Genomic DNA, 16,517 nt, shown 5'->3' on the forward strand with positions numbered 1-16,517 from the left:
GCAATCGGCGGCATGCTCACATCTCCATGTCGCCGAGGTCGGGCCCCGGGATTGGCGGCGGTTCCTGCTCGCGCAGACCATCCTCGAGCATCAGCTTGCGCGCAGCGGCATCGCTGGATCCTCCGCTCTTGGGGCCATCCGGCTTGCCCTCTTGCAGCGGATTTGCGTCCGGTGTTTCGGCTCTAGCAGTGCCCTTGGGAGTAGCCGGCTGCTCCTGCGTCGCGGCGGTTTCGCCGGTAGGCAGGAGCGGGCGGGCGGAGGGTCCAGCCTTTCTCGGCCTTACATCAGTTCGGGTGTTCGAACCCTCCCGGTTGGCGCTGCCCGCCTTCTCTTTCCCGGATCGGGCTGCTCGCTCCTGTTGCTTCGGCATCTTACCCGATGTGCTTTCAACGGCCCGCTTCAAATCCCTTACGGTCGCTTCGGGCTTCTGCCTCGGCTCTGATTGCGGCGCCTTTTCGAGGGCAAGTTCTCCCTGCTTGGGCACGACCGGCTTCCCTGCCCCGTCGTCGTTCGCAGAGGGATGTTCATTGTCCGCCGATGCTGCGGATGGCTCAGACTGCTCCGCCGGCCGCCGGGGCTCAACGACGCGTGCCTTGGGCCCTTCCTTCACTCTTGCGATGAAGGTCTCCGCCCGCTTGGGACGGTCGACGGGAGTGAGCTTGACGGGCGCGGCAGGGAAACCATCGGGGAACTTGATGTACCCGGACAGGCGCGGCAGGTTCATCAGCTGGTCGGGCAGCAAGAGCGGTTCAATGTGCTTGCGCGGGGTCAGGCTGACCGCATCACGTGCATTGTTGTACCCGTAGGTATAGCCCTCCTCCATGTCCCGGACCTGGCGATGTCCTATGAAGTCGGAGCACCAGGTTGCCGTTTCGCGGTCGGCAGTTCCGAGGATCAGTTTCGTCCGGGCCAGCGATGCCAGCGTCATCGCCATGTTCTCGCCGTAGACTTCTTTGAGCTTGGCATAGGCGTGAAGGCCAAGGACAATCGCGCCGCCGAAATTGCGGGCCGTCTGCAAGCCCTTTTCGAGGGCTGGCAGGCGATGCAATGCCCCCAGTTCATCAACGAAGAACCAGCACTTGAGATCGCGCGTGCGAGGCATCGTCATCAGCGTGTTCATCGCGGTGTCGAGCCAGAGTGTGAGCAGCTGCGCGCAAACACTCATGTCGACATAGCGGGCCGAAATGAACAGGATCGAGCCTTCGCTTCGGGTGCTATCGGCTCCGTCCTCAATCCACTCGCGGACCGAGAAACGAGGACCTGCAGTCGGTAGCAGCTTGAGCGCCTTGGCGTTGACGTTGAAGACAGCCCGGATCGATTCCGCCATGCGCGCGGCTTCGGGCGCGGTCAGCGGATCGGCGATCGTTCCGCGCATCATGGCATGCACGCGCGACAGGTCCGCGGTCATCAGCTCGCGCGCCAGGGCATCATTGGTTGCCCTGCCTTCCGCCACGAGCTTGAGGCAGAATTCGACGAACAGGGCGCGGGCAGCGATCACCCAGAACTGGGCTTCCCCGCCCCCGTCATGGGGCACGAGGGCATCGGCAGCGGCCCAGAATTCGCCTTCGGTGCAGCATTCGTCGAAGAGACTCCACTGGGGGCAGCGCGCATCGAGCGGGTTCAAAATGATGTCGCAATGGGCGGCATGGAAGTGCTCGATGAAGGTACCGGTCAGATCGAAAACCACGCAGCGCTGGCCCTTGGCTCTTGCCTCCGCAATCATGTCCGAGATCGCCACGGTCTTGCCCATGCCCGTCGTGCCAATGAGCATCGCGTGGCTCTGTTCGAGCCGCCAGGGATAAGCCACAGTGGCGATATGCGATGGTCGATAGGGAAAGACCCGGGCGATCTCTCGCGGCAGGCTGAGCCGCCATTTCCAGCCCATAGCGGAATCGAGCTCACGGTTGCGCTCGCGCCGGTTGTGGCTTGTGAGTTCATCGACGAGGTCGGGAAGCGTGACAAGCATGGCGCCGCGCTCGTGTTTGCGTTCCTTGGAACGACCACCGAACCGCTCAGCAAACCAGTAAAAGACGGCAAAGGCAGGGACCAGCAGGAGCCCCGATCGCCACAAGGCACTGGTCAGAAGATCTGTCAGCTTATCCCACGCATGGACAACCGGTGGATAGTGGTCGAGCTGTGCAATAGGAAACTGAATGGCGGCGCCGAAGGCGGTTTCCAGCGTGATACGCTTGGCAGGATCGAACTCCATGAAACCGTAGATGGCGGCATAGATCCGCATCCAGACAAGGTAGACTTCGTGGTCGGTGAGCCCTGCCGAAATGGTCCACCAGGATGTCCATGAGATCACGAGCGCGGCAACGATCAAGGGGCCCTTGAGACCTGCCGCGAACATGAAGCTGAAGTGTCCGAGCAGCTGGCTGCCGCGCGTGAAATTGACGAGGTTACGCTTCATCGGAACCTCCCTCGCCGGTAGCGGTGGAGAGGCCGAGCTCCTTGCATTTGCGCACGTAAGCCTGATGAGCCCGACCGCGCAAAGCTTGGTCGGGGTGCCCTGCCAGTAGCGCATCCACACCGACCATGAGGAACACCGAGCGGCGGGAAATGCGTTCAATGGAAGCGTCGAGCCGAGAGGCAAGATCGTCCTCGGCGCAGGCATTGGCGAGCAAGGCACGAACCCATTCGCTCATGCTGATCCCCTTGGCCTTGGCAGCCTTGCGGATCAGCGAGCTGAGCTCGGCCGAGATGTAAACCTGGAGACAGATTGGCCGTGTCATGCACGGACTCCTTGTGGTCAGGAGCCCGGTTCACACTGCGAAAGGCAGGATCGAAGCTAAGTCAGATTCAAGAACATGTCAAGAACATCGAAGTCGGCGAAATTCCGCCCTTCGCTGCGCTGCTTGGGTCAAATCCACGTAACTCGCCTCGCCCACGTCATTTTTGACGGAGAAGCTGCCATTCCAGTACCACCCACACAAATATCTGTATTTTCATGGTTTATCGCCCAATTTTCCTGCGACCGGTCGCGTAGGGTGTGCTCCCCAGTCCCCAGCTGCCAGGTCGGGAACCAGCAATTGAGCCTGTAACGGATGATGCGGTCTGCGATGTCGGTTCGGCCGGTCGCTCTGCAGGTTGCCGATGCCTCGGATCCTAATAGGCACAGACGGGATCGATGCCTATGATGCGGGCATTACCCCGGGCAACAAGGAAGCACGGCATGGGCCAGGTCACATTGAGTGCGACACCGAAGGGCAACGGCTTCCAGGCGACAGTCACTTACCCGAACGGGGTGTCGATCAGTTCTTCCGAGGCTTTTCCGACGCAGGCAGAGGCGATCGAGGCGGCGGCTTTGAAGGTCCTGGATATGCCGAAGCGGCTCACTGATCTCGACCGTTCCGATACCCCCGACTGAAGATTGCGACCCGCATTCCCGTCCCGGCTGAGAGATGCCGAAACAGTCTGCGAGCAAAAAGAAAGGAGGAAGCCCTGACGGACTTCCTCCCAAACCGGCGGATCAGAATTCATCGCTGAGCCGGCCCGGCACCGTCTCAATGACACGGTCCAGCAAGGCCTTGGGTAGTGCGCCGTAGTCCCCTTCATCGACCGCGATGTAGCCTGCCTCTTCATCGCTCAGAATGTACTGCGTGAAGTAGCTGTGAAAGGACCGGGCATGGGCCTGATCCAGTGCGGCAACGAAGGCGGCCTGATCTGCCTTGAGACCGGCATCGGCAATGTTCAGCGAAGCGTACATGATCTTTCCTCCTGATGTTCGATGCGTCGCATCAGGAGTTGCGAAAGATGTGGGTGACGGGCTGGGTCAGGGACCGCGCAAGCGGCCGCGAAGCGGCGATGGGGGCAACGATTTTTGCCGGGCTTGCCCGGTAAAAATGGTGGGGCCCCGTCGTCCTTGACGCAGCCCCAAAGCCCGCATCAGACTTGGTCTTTCTGCGAGAGAGACCTCTCCAACGTCAGCGGGAAAGCGCACCAATCGCCCCACAAACCATTTTCCTACACGCGTCCGGAATGCCAATATCGTCAACGGAGGGGACCAACGGCCAGCAAGAAGGAAACCCTATGGCCAGGTCGAAACCCACTGCGCGCGATGCGCTGAAGAAGCTTCGCGAACAGCGTGCGAGGCTCGAAAGCGAGGAAGCTCGTCTTCGCGAAGAGGCAGCGACCGAACTCGGCAGGCTGCTGATCGAGTGCGGCGCCGAGACGATCGAACCGGCACAACTGAGCCAGATCGTGCGTGCTTCTATGGCACTCGGGATCGAGGAAACGCTGAAGCGGATCGCTACCGCTTAAGGCCAACCAGCGGCGGCAAGGGGTTCGATGCCCCGCGTCGCCGCATCGCCCCAGAGCAAAAGAAAAGGCCCCGATGGCGTCTGCCACCGGGGCCTTGTCGTGGGGTAAGGACATTCAGTCCTCGTCGATATCGGGAGCGCCCTCGTTGCTGCCCGAACGGCCCTTGGTGAGGAAGTCGACCTTGTCGGCGATGATCTCGCAGCCGTAGCGCTTGGTGCCGCTCTGATCCTCCCACTGGGTGTAGTGGATGCGCCCTTCGACCGTCACGAGCTGGCCCTTGGTGCAGTACTTGGCGACGTTCTGGCCAAGGCCGTTGAAGCAGGTGATCCGGTGGAATTCGCTGTCCTTGGCGGTGTAGCCGTTCTCGTCCTTGTAGGTCTTGCCATCCTTGCGGGCGGGACGGTCGGTGACGACCGAGATCGAAGTGATGCTGGTTCCACCCTGGGTGGTGCGGGTTTCGGGGTCGCGAGCGATGCGGCCAACGAGGATAACGAGATTGGTCATGGGCTTTCTCCTGATCGAGCATTCCGGGGCCATCCCGGCTGCAAACCCGAGCAGAAGCGCCCCGCGGCGAAGCGCACCGAAGGGAAACCCGGAACTGGTTCGGGTGGTGCGGGCAGCCGGGCAAAGCCCGGCAACTCGGCCGGACCTGATCCGGGTTGCGCGTCTCGACGGGGGGTGATTCAGGGACAGGTTTGTATCGAAGCCGGGTGGAGCCGGATGCCTTGAACAGGTCTGCCCTGCCTCGTTCCCCTCCGGTCTTGGCCGGATTATCCACCCCAGCTATCCACCGGAGAACCCCCTCTTAAATCTCGGTACGGACGGCTCCTCCAGCAGGTGACACGCTGCTGTACGCAACGGCGTTGCCGGGCACAGGCATGTCGATCGTCACTCCTTCAGCACCGTCCAGAGGGTTGCCTCGCAGCATCCAGGCCTGCGGCGTGATCAAGCGAGCCCAGTCCGCAAAGGAGGGGATCGAGCCCAAGTCTTCGCGGACGTGCTGCTCGCCGACCAGTCGCACCGGAACGACCCGACCATCGGCATTGACGAGGGTCTCGCCGAAGGTTGCCTCCAACATGAATATCCCCTCGGCATGGTGCCGCAGCGCGCGGTGCCGAGGGTCTGCCAGGATTGCCTTGGACTGGTCGAACCATTGGTGAAGCGGCAGATAGTCATCGACCGTGCCGCCCCATTTCCGGACCGACGAGAGGGCGTGGTAATAGCAGTGGGCCATGCCAGGTCTCCTAGATCTCGGTCGAGTGATCATCGGTCGCGGTGAAGCGCAGGCTGCAGTCGAGCACGAAGGTCGCTTCAGCCACATCGATCACCAGTTCGCCGCAGGCACCGTCGTTGATCTCCCAGCCAGGATGATGACGTTCGAGCGCCAGATAGGTTAGGTGCTCGAGAGCTTGCCCAAGCGACTGCAGTTGCTCAGAACCGGCACCTTCCGCTGCGTGTGCTTCGCCTTCCTGCAGCGTAACATCAGGGCACGCGATCGCCGCACCGGCTGCATCGAGGCAGACACATTCCTCGACGGCACCGCTGTCGCTGCAACCGTCGAAGCGGATCTCGACGCGGGCGATGCCGACTTCCTGCAAGCGCGGGAGAATAACGGTCTTGAGCTGCTGAATCTCTTCTGCAACCTTCATCTGCCGCTCGGCTTGGCGAACAGCAAAGTCGGCCATCACGGCCTCGATATCGATCATGGAATACCTCCTGTAGAAAGGAGCCAACGACCATCGCTGGCTCCAACCGACAGGCGCACGCCTTTCCTCTGATGGACGACGCCAGCGCCGATCCGGCGCTGGCGCGAAGACCGACAGGGCCTCAGTCGGTCTTGGCCGACGTGTTCTTCGGATTGGTGCCGAGCGGCCCGCGGCGATCGACCACGGTGATCCGCCGCGCCTTGGCTTCGATTACGAGCCGCTCGAGCACACCGTTACCCGGGAACGCGATGACGTAGCGCGGATCGAGCGAGAGCATCCGCTCGTTGCGCTTGAAGCCAGCACGGGCGCCCAGCCGCATATCGAGCGAGAACGTCACCTGCGGAATGCCGCGACGTTCAGCCCAGCTCGATGCCAGACGGTCGACGCCCTTGGTGTCACCGCCATGGATGAGCACCATGTCCGGCACGCGGTCGCGAACCTTGTCGAGCGTGGCCCAGACATTGTTGCCGAAGTTCAGTGCATCGTCTTCGGTAGCATGACGGGTGCGCCCGCCAGCGAACACGACCGGGGTTCCTTCGGGCACGGCCGCACGGCGTTTGGCTTCGGCGCGGGCGCGCAGGAAGTCGCGCCCTTCGACGAGTGCGGACGTCAGCATGGCGCTGTGGTTGAAGCGCGAGCTGGAGACTGGTTTCCACGAGGAACCGAACTCGTTGAGGTAGAGCGCCGCTGCGACTTCACGCATTTCTTCGAGCGCCAGCATCGCGCTTTCGGCGCACTGCGCCCGCTCGACCTGGGTCTCGAGTTCATGGGTGTGGACCTCGGATCCGTCAGCCGTCGCAAGAAGCGCGCGGACCTCGTCGGTCGCCCGGTCAAGGGCAGACGATTTGCGCTCGGCGGAGCGGTGAAAGATGTTGACGAAGGCCCAGCCAAGATCCTCGGCGTCGGCTTCCAGAGCGGTCCCTGACACCATGGCGAAAAGATCGGACCAGACCGCTTCGAGGGTTTGGACGACCGCCTCCCGGACTGGGAAATCGCTTGTCGATACGGGAGCGGGGCCGATCGAAAAGCCGGCAAGATCGAGCCCGGCGAGTTGGTCGGCGAATGATGTGTGCATGGGATGTCCTCCTGACTGACGTGAGGCCGACGCACCCGTTCATGGCTGCGCCGGCGAGAGCCCGTCAGGGCCAGCATTCAGGCAGGCTTACGCACCCGTCAGGGGGAACCCGGCTTGGCGGGCTGGCGCGGGCAGGCCTTGAGCCCAAAGGGCGAAGGCCAACACGGGCCCGAGCAAGCCGGGTTGCGCAAGACTGGCGGCTGGCCCAGGGCCTCTCTCGCTCGGGCAGCGGCCATGGGCGGTTGGAAAAGCCATTGGCAGGGGCACGCCCTATGCCTCATCCATGCACCGCCCCGGCTCAGCTCGAGCCGCACGCTTGGTGTAAACGCCCTCTCCGTTCGACATGTGCCCGAGACAGTCATAGTCGCCGAACACGGCATCGAAGCGGGATGCGATCTGGGACAGCCAGCGCTGTGCCCGCGGTGAGCGGGCCGTGCGCCAATCGGCGTCCCAATAGGCGCCGTCATCGCGTTCGACGATCCAGACGGCCACCAGCCCGCCGTAGACCGATACGCCGAAATCCGCATAGGCATTGCGCATGAGGATCCTGTCTTCCCGTCCGCGCCAGCCGTCATGCGGGATCAGCGACGGGAAGGCTCGGCCGGCCCGCTCGCGCAGGTCGTCGCGCAGCCACTCGTATTCGAATTCCCAGTCGTCCTCGGCTTCGACCTCAAGCAATGTGAAGGCGACGATTGCGCCGCTGGGATAGCTGACCGATCGGCCCATGGCATACTCCCTCAGGCCGCAAGCGCAGCGTCGTCTGACGCATCGTCAAACTGTTCGGGCATGACCCTTCCGCCAAGCTTCAGCAGCAGGGTCGACGCCTCCTCGGCCTTGGCGGCAGCGGTCAGGATTGCGCGGTCGTCATCCTTCAGAAGCTTGAGCCAATGCTCGATGTAGCTCGCGTGGCTGTCGAGATGTGTGACCGGCAGGCCCAGCTCAGCGCCAAGCATGGCGCTCGATAGCTCGGCTACCAGTTCTTCGGCGGCATAGGCCGCCGTGCCGAAGCGGTTCTTGAGATCACGCCCGAGGCGGCTGGCATGGCCGGTCCAGTGCGACAGCTCGTGGGCGAGCGTGGCATAGTAGTGGTCGAAGCCGGAAAACAGGCTGGTCGGCGGCATCGTGACGCGATCTGCTGTGGGTTCGTAATAGGCTTCAGAACCCTGGTGGCGCAGATTGACGGGGATGGCGGCGAAGAAGGCGTCGAGCTCGGCCTCGCGCCCTTCAGGCTCGACCAGCTCCAGCGTTGCAGCCGGGTGGAAGCGCTCGGGCAGACCTTCGACCTGATCGGCATTGAAGACCGGATAGGCCTTGAGCACCCGGCGGGCCTCGTCGGTCTTTTCAACGGTATCGGGAGCCTCCACCTCCTTGGTGTAGCTCTTGTAGAAGATCGCGATGGTCGACTTCTCACCCTTGCGGACCTGGGCACCGAGCGATTTGGCCTGATTGTAGGTCATCCAGAACGGCGAGGCGTAGCCGCACATGTCGGCGACCATCCACAGCCAGAACACATTCATGCCGCGGTACGGAATCCCGCAGGCCCGCAGGGGCCGCGAAACGGGCACGCCGCGCCACGGCTTGATCCACGGCTTCGTGCCGGCTTCCAGACGCGCGATGATTTCCAGGGTGATGCGGGTAGCGGGCGACAGACCGCCGCTCTGCCCCTTGCGATAGGCCATGCTGGTTCTCCTGATCTTGGCATCTGGTCAGTCGGCAACGGGTTCGCCGGTCAGTGCCACAGGGTCCCGAGCCCCCTCTGCTCTCCTTCCAAAAAGGAAGCGGCCCTCCGGCGTAAGCCGAAGGACCGCTTCTCGAGGTGCGAGTGGCCTTGCCTGTCAGGAGGAGATCAGGCGGCCAGCTCGCGGGGGGACTGATGTTCGGTATCGACGCCTGGCTCAGCGTCAGTGGCGTCAATCTCGAGCTCGCCAGCATCCGGCGCAGCAGGAGCGAAGCGCATGACCTCAGGCACCCAGGACAGAGCCTTCTCGCGCACTTCGACTTCTGTGATGTAGGTGCCGGCGAAGACACGCTCGGCACTCATCGCGAGATCGCCTTTCTTGACCGAGGCAAAGCGCGAGGAAAGCTCGAGACCGCCGACGTCGGTGAGCGCGTCGAGTATCACCTGCTTTGACACCCGGTCGAAGTAGTTGGCCGCCGTCGGTCGCCACCACTGCGCCATGTCGATGCCGATCAGGCGGCCGAGGTGGTCCTGGAACGGCAGCTGACGCTCGCCCGTCATGTTGAGGCCCGCCTCAAGCGACCGGGCAACGACATAGCCGAGCCAAGCGGCGCGGCTGTCATCGGACAGCGTGCGAAACAGGTCGAAACGAGAAGTCGCATCGGTGCCCGCACGCCAGCTTTCGTCGAGATTGGACCTGAGCTCGGCAAGCGCGCTGCTGGCCGGAGCATCCTTGGCTTCGAAGCCGATGATCGGGCCTGCCGGAAGAGGCGCGCGCAGCGTGGTCGCAGCCCGCGCCCGCCAGTCGTGGGTATCGGCATCGGCCAGCGTGAATACCATGACGTCGAGAGCAAGCCCGGGGTCAAAGGCAACATGCAGCGCCAGGACGTCGCGACGCTGCATGGCGAGCTCATCGACCAGGCGCTTGGACAAGGTGGTCCGGCGCTTGTCCGAACCTTCTTCGCCAGCAACGACTTCGATCCCATCGTCGGCCTCGGCGGGTTCAGCCTGACGCTCGCCGTAGAACACCGGCTGGAGAACCGGAGTGCCATCGCGTGAAAGCACCAGGATCATGCCCGCCTCGGCCTTCAGCTCGGGCGTAATGACTGGCGGGCGTGCGCGGATTTCCTGGCATTCGCGTTCGATGGCTTCGATAGCCGCTTCGGCTGCCGCCACGGCATCCTCGGCGCTGTCCTCATCTTCCAGGATCGCTGCATGTTCGTCATAGGAGGCATCGAGCTCGTCGAGCCTCGCCAGTTCCGCTTCGGTTAGTGGTGCCGGTTCCGCGGGAAGCCGGACAAGCCCTTCGACCAGATCGTGGCTGGCGTAGGGATCGAGAGTGGGCTTGATCCAGGCGAGACCCTGCTCGGCGGCGAGAGCTTTGGCCTGCTCTTCCATCTTTGCCGCCGCGAGGCTCTCGAGCAAGGCGACATCGATCCAGGATTCGCTGTCATCGTCGTCGAACAGTTCGCGTTCGATCCGGCCGCCGGCGGCTATGTAGGCATCTCGACCAACGAGGCGAGCGCGCGGATCGCTGCCCCGGACGGTCCCGGAGAGGACCATGCGCCGGATGCTGTCGGGATTGGGCGCATAGTAGGCCGAGGAAACCTGTTCGAAGACGCGGGCCTGGATCTCCTGGTCCGAGGTTGCACCGAAGGCCTTGGCGATATCGAGGGTGATCTGGCCGGAAGCCAGTGCCTCGAACACGACGGGCGCGAGCGTCGCGAGACGCAGACGGCCCTCGACGAAGCGTACGGTCAGGCCGAAGCGGCGGGCAACATCTTCGACAGTCGCATCGCCTGCGACAAGCGCGGCAAAGGCCTGGGCTTCGTCCGCGGGGTTCATGGCCAGACGGTGGAAGTTCTCGGCGAGGCTGGTCCCGACTGCGGCTTCAACGCTGTCTTCGAGCACGAGGCAGGTGACCTCATGATCGCGAGCGAGGACCTTTTCTTCCGCGAGCGCGAGCATCGCGCGACGGCGGCGCTCGCCGGCTTCGACTTCGAACTTACCCTTCGCGGCAGGCCGGACAATGAGGTTCTGCAGCAGCCCATGGGCTGCGATGCTGGCCTTGAGCTCGGCATCGGCAGCTGGATCACCGTGACGGCGGACATTGCGGGGCGACTGAACAAGCTTGTTCAGCGGGATCGACTTGATCATGGGACACACTCCTGATTGTGAGCCCGGTGCATCGACCATCGACGCCCAAATGGCTCAATCAGGGCAAAGCTCCCTCCCCTCTGATGCGTTCGCAGCGGATTTTCTGATGAGCGCGGGGCAATGACGAATGGATATGAGTTTGGACGGTCCAGAACGTCAGCTCGAAACGCGCGAAACAGGATAGCCGCCATTCGGATACGTAGGAGCCAAGGGTGGAAGCACACGACCAGGAGTCGGTTATTCACATAGGCTTCGGTCGACGTCCGGTCTTGACGAGAGCTGCCAATTAGACTGACCGCAACTCCTGCCATGGTGGTCAGCCGATCAGCGCCCTTAGGTTTCCCGTGATACGCCGTGCCATCGACGGCCCATCGAGCCCGTGCATGCGGGCGAGTTCCAATACCGTGATAGATACGTCGACCGGATGGGAGGGGCGTCCCAACGTCTGTGTGAACGGACCATCGGTTTCAGTCAGCACTCGATCGAGCGGTATTGCTGCGGCGAGCGCCCTGCGGCGATCTCCTTCGAGCATCGCAAGGTTAACCGAGAAATAGCACCCCATGTCGACGGCGCGTCGCAGTTCCGCAAGCGTGCCAGTAAACCAGTGCATGACGACCTTGCCGCGTCCTTGGGGAAAGCGAGCCTCGAGGGAGTCGAGCACGAGCTTCACCGCGCGCACGCTGTGAACCGTCAGGATTCGATCTCCGAGTTCAGCGCATCGATCCAGGATTTCGCCGAACACCTGTTTCTGCAGGTCCAGCGAGCGAAAGTATCTCGGGCCCGAGTCGAGGCCGACCTCACCGACGTACCGCGTCTCGTCTACCAACTCCTTCCAGAGCGCGAGCTCGTGTGATCGCGATTCCACAAGCTGTGGGTGGAGTCCGAGCGCCGCCCTGACGTACTTCGTCGTGGACGTTAGTTGATGATTCCGCTCCCAGGCCTTCGGAGTTGTCGTGACAGCCAAGGTATAAACGGCTTCGCGCTCGCATTGGTCGATAGCGGCCTGATGGTCGGGATACAGATCAAGGTGACAATGAAAATCGACGAGCGCTGTACCGTCGACGTTGTTCGGGGCGGTCATCCGGGCGCAGCCCGGACGCCTTTCAGCAGGCGACCGACCTCGGCTAGACCGCGTCGATAGACGTCAGCGAGATCTGCAGTCTGGTGGGGCACGTCGGCTAGGCTTCCGGGTTTATGAACGAGCGTTGCTGCAAGGTCGGGCTTCCGCCGCATGCGCTCGATTGCGAGCTGGAAAGACCGGACCTGTATCCCCTCTGCCTTCCGCGTGTCGAGCGTGACGGCTTTGAGGTCGTCGAGAATGTAGGGCGTCGGATCGCGACCGAGCAGCGAGGCGCGTCGGATCAGGCAGGGAAGACAGTGTCCGCAATGCCCCTGCGGCAGTCCGAGCCAGCGCGCCTTGGCGGGTGACGAACAAGAGAGCGAACTCGCAGCAAGCTTCATCAGCAGCGCCTGCTCCGCGCACTCGGACGCCATCTCCCCCTTGGTCTTGTTCCAGTAGGGATTGACCAGCAAGCCCGAAATTCCTAGCTGGCGAAGGAGTTCGTTCCAACGAGCGATATGAAAGGGATGGGTCGTACGCGTGCTAGGGGCGCCGAGGCGGAGCTGATCTAGCGGTACGTTGAGCGCGATCAGGCCATTCTCGGGAACCTGTATTTCAAACTGGCGTCCCAGTCCGGAACCGGCAGCGGCGGCCAGCGCGAAAAACAGGAAGGACCTTCCCCGCGTCGTCGACTCCGAGGCGACGTCCTCAACCAACCCATTCTCAAAGGTCATCCACACGCGCAAGCGATCGAGGTCGTTGCGTTGGAAGTGCCGCTTGAGTCCGTTAAAACATGCCTCCTGCGACGAACTGACGGCGCTCTCGCCCGCATGGCTGACGAACAGCGGCGCGTGACCCGCACTCAGCCGGTCTATCGCACCGATCAGGCTGTCGAGCCCACCCGAAAACAGGCTAATGCCGTCATATGGGATGCCGCCAAGTCGATTGTCGGGTGCAACGACGAGGGCGTGGTGGGTTCGCGGGCGCGCACGGAACCCGATTTGCCAACGATCACCCGTAAGGAAGTCGAGCGCCCGCTTAACTGTAAGCTCGGTCGTCCGCCACATGGCTGGATCGCTGACTGGGACGACCAGCCGGATCTCGCGCGTCCATCCATCCTGCGCCTCGCTAGCGCGCGAGATCCGCGTATCGGCCGCGTGAACATGTGCGGCAAGGATTAGGAGATCTGCGCCAATCTCGCTCGGATGGAGGCCAAGCTTTCGCAAGTCGTCTAGCGCATGGCCTATCCCGAATGCCAGGCCATCGGCAGGGCCGAATGCTAGCTGCGTCATCTGCTCGTCGGCTGCCTTCGGTATCCTCGTGCGATCGCTTGGGCCGAGCCGGCCTACGATGAGGTGCCGGGTCACTTTTGAGACTCCTCTTCGCCGAGCGCCTCGAGGATGTCGAAGGCCGCTTCGTAGATACGGTCGATCGTCTGTCCGAGCGCTGTTGAATCGATCGCAGCGAAGTCGATCGCTGCTTCGCTGAAGGCATCTGCGACACCGCCGAGAATGAAATCGTGGAGCTGGTCACGCACGGCTTCAGCGGCGTTGATGTCCGAGGGAACTTCGACTCCCTTTATCCCGACATCGTTGTAGATCCGATCTTCGATTGTGTGGGCGACGTAGAGTTCGAGCACGGTCTGCATCTGTTCAGAGGTAAGGTTGGCCATGTCGGTGACGCCAGCGTCGGCCAGATCGATGACGGTCTCCATGAAAGCGTCGCGTGCGATGCCCTCGTCGATCGATCCGCCTTCTGGGCAGAAGTGCTCGACGAGTGCCGACAGGATGTCGGCCGCTGGCCTTCCGGCCAATCCCGCCATGTTGAGAGTCGCGAGTGCTGCTTGCAGCCCGCGGGAGCCAACGTCCCCGAGGAAGCCGGCTATCCGCGCTGCGGCTCCGCGTGACGAACCCATCCTCCGAGCGGCAGAAACCGAGCCTCCCGCAGCCTGTGACACGTATTGGGATACGGCGCGTCCAAGCGCTCGGCGATCGCTACCGCCGGAACTCGCGAACTTGGTGAAGTTCAGGCGGGCACTTCGAAATCGATCTGGCATCGGCGGTGGCATGGGCGCCGGGCGTGGCGCTGGTGCAGGTGGGACGGGCGGAACTCCATCCCCGTCCTGCGGCGCCGGTGCCGTCGGTGGAGCTGCGCCGGCGGTGTCGTCATCAACGAAATCAGGAACGAGCGGGTTGCCGCTTTTGGGGCCGCTGAAGGGCGTCGAGGTTCCCATCAGTTCTTCGCCTTACCCTTGAGCGACACAGCAGCGCTCGCCGCCATCTTGAGGGCGGCGTTACCATCCTGCTCGGCCCACCTCTTCGCGATCAGAGCAAACCGCTGGCCAGATTGCGTCGCAGTCAACGCTGCGTTCCAGCCTGAGGCCAGCCAGGGACCGCAACGGTCAGCGGGAAGCTGCTCTATGAGATCGAGCAGGCTCGGTTCGAGCGCGGGATGCGCGGTAACGAGGGCTATGATGCCGTCGATGCCCTTGGGCTTCTGCTTGATATCCTCGTTCGACATGATCCGGGATCGTACGCCTTCGAAGACCTTGCTGGCCTCTGCGGGCACAAGTTCATTGAGCTTAGCCCCCTGCGCGCCGATCGCGACCTTGGGCAGCATTAGGATTTCCACGATACCCTGAAGATGGCCGAGCGTAGAGGCGCCGCCGAAGAAATCCTTCCGGTCGCGGGCGATGAACAGATAGGGGCGCAGATCGACGCCGATCAATTTCGGCTCGAGCTTGGCCCATTCCGTAACACGGTCATCGACCCGCCATTCTTCGAGGATTTGATCGGCCGCAGGGGCCGGTGCGGGTGTAGTTTCGGGTTTCGTCTTGCGTCGCGCCGTGCCTTCGTCGGACGCCGGCTCGGCAGCGAGTTCGATGGCAGGCTCCGACGCTGGACCCGCCTCAAGCCTGTCCAGGCGCCTGCAAAAACCTTCCGGATCCCGAGCAGCGTCGTTCGCGACCTGCTCGAAAAGGCGCGGAATGAAGCGTTCTGCCAGCATCAATTTGGCGAGGACCGTGCGTTTAAAATCTTCGCTGAAATGTCGATTGCGAGCAGTGTGTTCGCGTAGCAGGAGCGCATTCAGGAACCGTTTGATCTGGCGCGGATTGCCGAATGTGCCTCTGGCGAGCAGGGGGCCAATCTGGTCGCTTAGGGTCAACGCTGCGACCACGGCTTGAGATTTGTCGCCGAGATTGCCGAGGGTATCGCGCAATAACGCCGCGTCGACGCCGCCGCCCTTCCAAGGTTCGCGCAGAGCGACCCGTGCTTCGGCGATCAGCTTCGTGAAGCCGACATGCTCCTCGCCGAGCTCTGCGCCAACGAGAAGCAACGTTACGTACGAGCGGGTCTCAACGTCGCCGAGCGCCGGAATGCGGAAAGGCACCTGGATCAGCTTCTCGAGATAATTGCGGGCGTAATCGCGCGGACCTGTGCTGTCGGGCAGGTCGGGGAAGTGCTTGCGGACGGAATACTCGATCATTGCCTCGTCGGCAGCCACGACAAAAGCTGTGTTATCGGTGAAGAGGAATAGCCGTACGGCTTCGAGCGTCTCGATCGCAGTGTCCGGAAGGCACCGGTCCAGATCATCGATCAGCACGACCAATTGATCGACCCCGGCTTTCTGCAAGAGCTCGTCGAACGCCTTCCGGAAAGCTTGAATCTCTTCCGGCACCTTCTTCGAAGAGGGCTTCAGCAGGCCTTTCGCACCTTCCGCCGCGGCATCAAGGTTCGCCTTCGTAGCAAGTTTGGCGGGATCGGCGGCGAGTTCGTTGAGCTTGCCAACGAGGCCGGCCACCAGATCCGGAGAGGTGATACCAGTCGTCGCGGTCAACGCGAGCCCGCCGGCGTGCCTGGCGACTTTCAGCCAATCGATACGGCTGAAGATATCCTTCACCACATCGCCAGCCTTGGTGAGCATCGGGCGCTTTTCTACCAGCGCGGAAACGATCCCCTCGATCAAAGCGATCTTGGCGTCTTCGAAGCCTTGGAACCGCCAGCCGTTGAATTTCAGGCAGACCGAATTCTCCAGGCTATCGAACTGATTCTCGATCATCTCGAGAATGCTTGATTTCCCGGCACCCCAATCGCCGTGCACGCCGATCGTAATCGGTTTAGATGGATTATCTCGCAGCAGTGCCACGATCGACGCAGCGATCGGCTCACTATTGAGCAAATCGACCTTGGTCTCGTTGTCGAACAAAAACATGTTGTACCCCCAACACCATGCTTGGACGCATCGATCGATAGGTCAAGCCGGAAACAATCGTGCCCAAGCCCGCTCGCTCGCTTCATAGCCGAGGGCTCAATGATCTGACGACATCACTATGTGTTTTCCTGCCGGCGCGCTTCGCATCTGCTCCCACTTCAGTCGATTGTCGATGACACTCGCGTGAGGGTGGCACACCTGCTCTCGCCGAAATCCGTCTTTCAACTGAGCATTGGGAGCGACGGCTTTGTCCCCGGTCCCGTCATTCATACGCCCTATCGGCAACAATGAGCGAACGACCGGTTCTGCCGCGCCAAACTGGCGCCCTGAACGTCCGGTATGTCGGCGGCTACCCGGATTCTCCTC

At 62.5% G+C, this 16,517-nt stretch carries 16 protein-coding genes; 2 read left to right on the forward strand and 14 right to left on the reverse strand.

Translation table 11 applies throughout. The features are described from left to right. Positions 1–16: 16 nt before the first annotated feature. The gene (locus tag ACT53M_RS03160) at positions 17–2,413 is read right to left on the reverse strand and encodes a type IV secretion system DNA-binding domain-containing protein (RefSeq protein WP_476231419.1); all 2,397 of its coding nucleotides are present in this window, start codon (positions 2,411–2,413) and stop codon (positions 17–19) included. Continuing rightward, positions 2,403–2,735, reverse strand: a complete 333-nt coding sequence (locus ACT53M_RS03165) for a hypothetical protein (RefSeq protein WP_476231420.1) — start codon at positions 2,733–2,735, stop codon at positions 2,403–2,405. Before ACT53M_RS03165 ends, ACT53M_RS03160 begins: the two co-directional genes overlap by 11 nt. 440 nt (positions 2,736–3,175) lie before the next feature. On the opposite strand from ACT53M_RS03165, the gene ACT53M_RS03170 reads away from it, so the two are divergent. Continuing rightward, positions 3,176–3,370, forward strand: a complete 195-nt coding sequence (locus ACT53M_RS03170; protein ID WP_476231421.1) for a hypothetical protein — start codon at positions 3,176–3,178, stop codon at positions 3,368–3,370. A 102-nt stretch (positions 3,371–3,472) separates the two neighbouring features. Here the strand turns inward: ACT53M_RS03170 and ACT53M_RS03175 are convergent, their stop codons facing one another. Then, positions 3,473–3,709, reverse strand: a complete 237-nt coding sequence (locus ACT53M_RS03175) for a hypothetical protein (RefSeq protein ID WP_476231422.1) — start codon at positions 3,707–3,709, stop codon at positions 3,473–3,475. Between the two features lie 323 nt (positions 3,710–4,032). Here ACT53M_RS03175 and ACT53M_RS03180 point away from each other — a divergent pair, with 323 nt between their 5' ends. Beyond that, positions 4,033–4,263 carry a DUF6437 family protein gene (locus ACT53M_RS03180; protein WP_476231423.1) on the forward strand — a complete coding sequence of 77 codons (231 nt, stop codon included), beginning with the start codon at positions 4,033–4,035 and terminating at the stop codon, positions 4,261–4,263. A gap of 114 nt (positions 4,264–4,377) precedes the next feature. On the opposite strand, the gene ACT53M_RS03185 is transcribed toward ACT53M_RS03180, so the two are convergent. The 11 genes from ACT53M_RS03185 to qatA all read right to left on the reverse strand — a co-directional run bounded on the left by ACT53M_RS03185 (position 4,378) and on the right by qatA (position 16,151). Next, positions 4,378–4,767 (reverse strand): single-stranded DNA-binding protein, encoded by a 390-nt coding sequence (locus ACT53M_RS03185; RefSeq protein WP_007688363.1) that lies wholly within the window; start codon positions 4,765–4,767, stop codon positions 4,378–4,380. 301 nt (positions 4,768–5,068) lie between these two features. Next, positions 5,069–5,497: a DUF6915 family protein gene (locus ACT53M_RS03190; protein ID WP_476231426.1), complete on the reverse strand. Its 429-nt coding sequence runs from the start codon at positions 5,495–5,497 to the stop codon at positions 5,069–5,071. 10 nt (positions 5,498–5,507) lie between these two features. Then, a complete protein-coding gene (locus ACT53M_RS03195; RefSeq protein ID WP_476231427.1) occupies positions 5,508–5,969 on the reverse strand; it encodes a DUF6878 family protein in 462 nt (153 codons plus the stop codon). A gap of 121 nt (positions 5,970–6,090) precedes the next feature. Beyond that, a complete protein-coding gene (locus ACT53M_RS03200) occupies positions 6,091–7,044 on the reverse strand; it encodes a DUF2493 domain-containing protein (protein ID WP_476231428.1) in 954 nt (317 codons plus the stop codon). A gap of 270 nt (positions 7,045–7,314) precedes the next feature. Beyond that, complete coding sequence (locus ACT53M_RS03205) at positions 7,315–7,770, reverse strand: hypothetical protein (protein ID WP_476231429.1); 456 nt, start codon at positions 7,768–7,770, stop codon at positions 7,315–7,317. 11 nt (positions 7,771–7,781) lie between these two features. Next, positions 7,782–8,723, reverse strand: a complete 942-nt coding sequence (locus ACT53M_RS03210) for an ArdC family protein (RefSeq protein WP_476231430.1) — start codon at positions 8,721–8,723, stop codon at positions 7,782–7,784. A gap of 167 nt (positions 8,724–8,890) precedes the next feature. Then, positions 8,891–10,879: a ParB/RepB/Spo0J family partition protein gene (locus ACT53M_RS03215; protein ID WP_476231431.1), complete on the reverse strand. Its 1,989-nt coding sequence runs from the start codon at positions 10,877–10,879 to the stop codon at positions 8,891–8,893. 316 nt (positions 10,880–11,195) lie between these two features. Further along, entirely contained in the window at positions 11,196–11,960 is a 765-nt protein-coding gene (qatD, locus tag ACT53M_RS03220) for a Qat anti-phage system TatD family nuclease QatD (RefSeq protein WP_476231432.1), read from the reverse strand. Then, complete coding sequence (gene qatC, locus ACT53M_RS03225; RefSeq protein ID WP_476231434.1) at positions 11,957–13,306, reverse strand: Qat anti-phage system QueC-like protein QatC; 1,350 nt, start codon at positions 13,304–13,306, stop codon at positions 11,957–11,959. The genes qatD and qatC overlap by 4 nt, the downstream gene beginning before the upstream one ends. Next, the gene (gene qatB, locus ACT53M_RS03230; protein WP_073974086.1) at positions 13,303–14,172 is read right to left on the reverse strand and encodes a Qat anti-phage system associated protein QatB; all 870 of its coding nucleotides are present in this window, start codon (positions 14,170–14,172) and stop codon (positions 13,303–13,305) included. Before qatB ends, qatC begins: the two co-directional genes overlap by 4 nt. Beyond that, positions 14,172–16,151 (reverse strand): Qat anti-phage system ATPase QatA, encoded by a 1,980-nt coding sequence (qatA, locus tag ACT53M_RS03235; RefSeq protein ID WP_476231435.1) that lies wholly within the window; start codon positions 16,149–16,151, stop codon positions 14,172–14,174. Before qatA ends, qatB begins: the two co-directional genes overlap by 1 nt. Between the last annotated feature and the right edge of the window lie 366 nt (positions 16,152–16,517).

The organism is Sphingomonas sp. DMC6, from assembly GCF_056314225.1.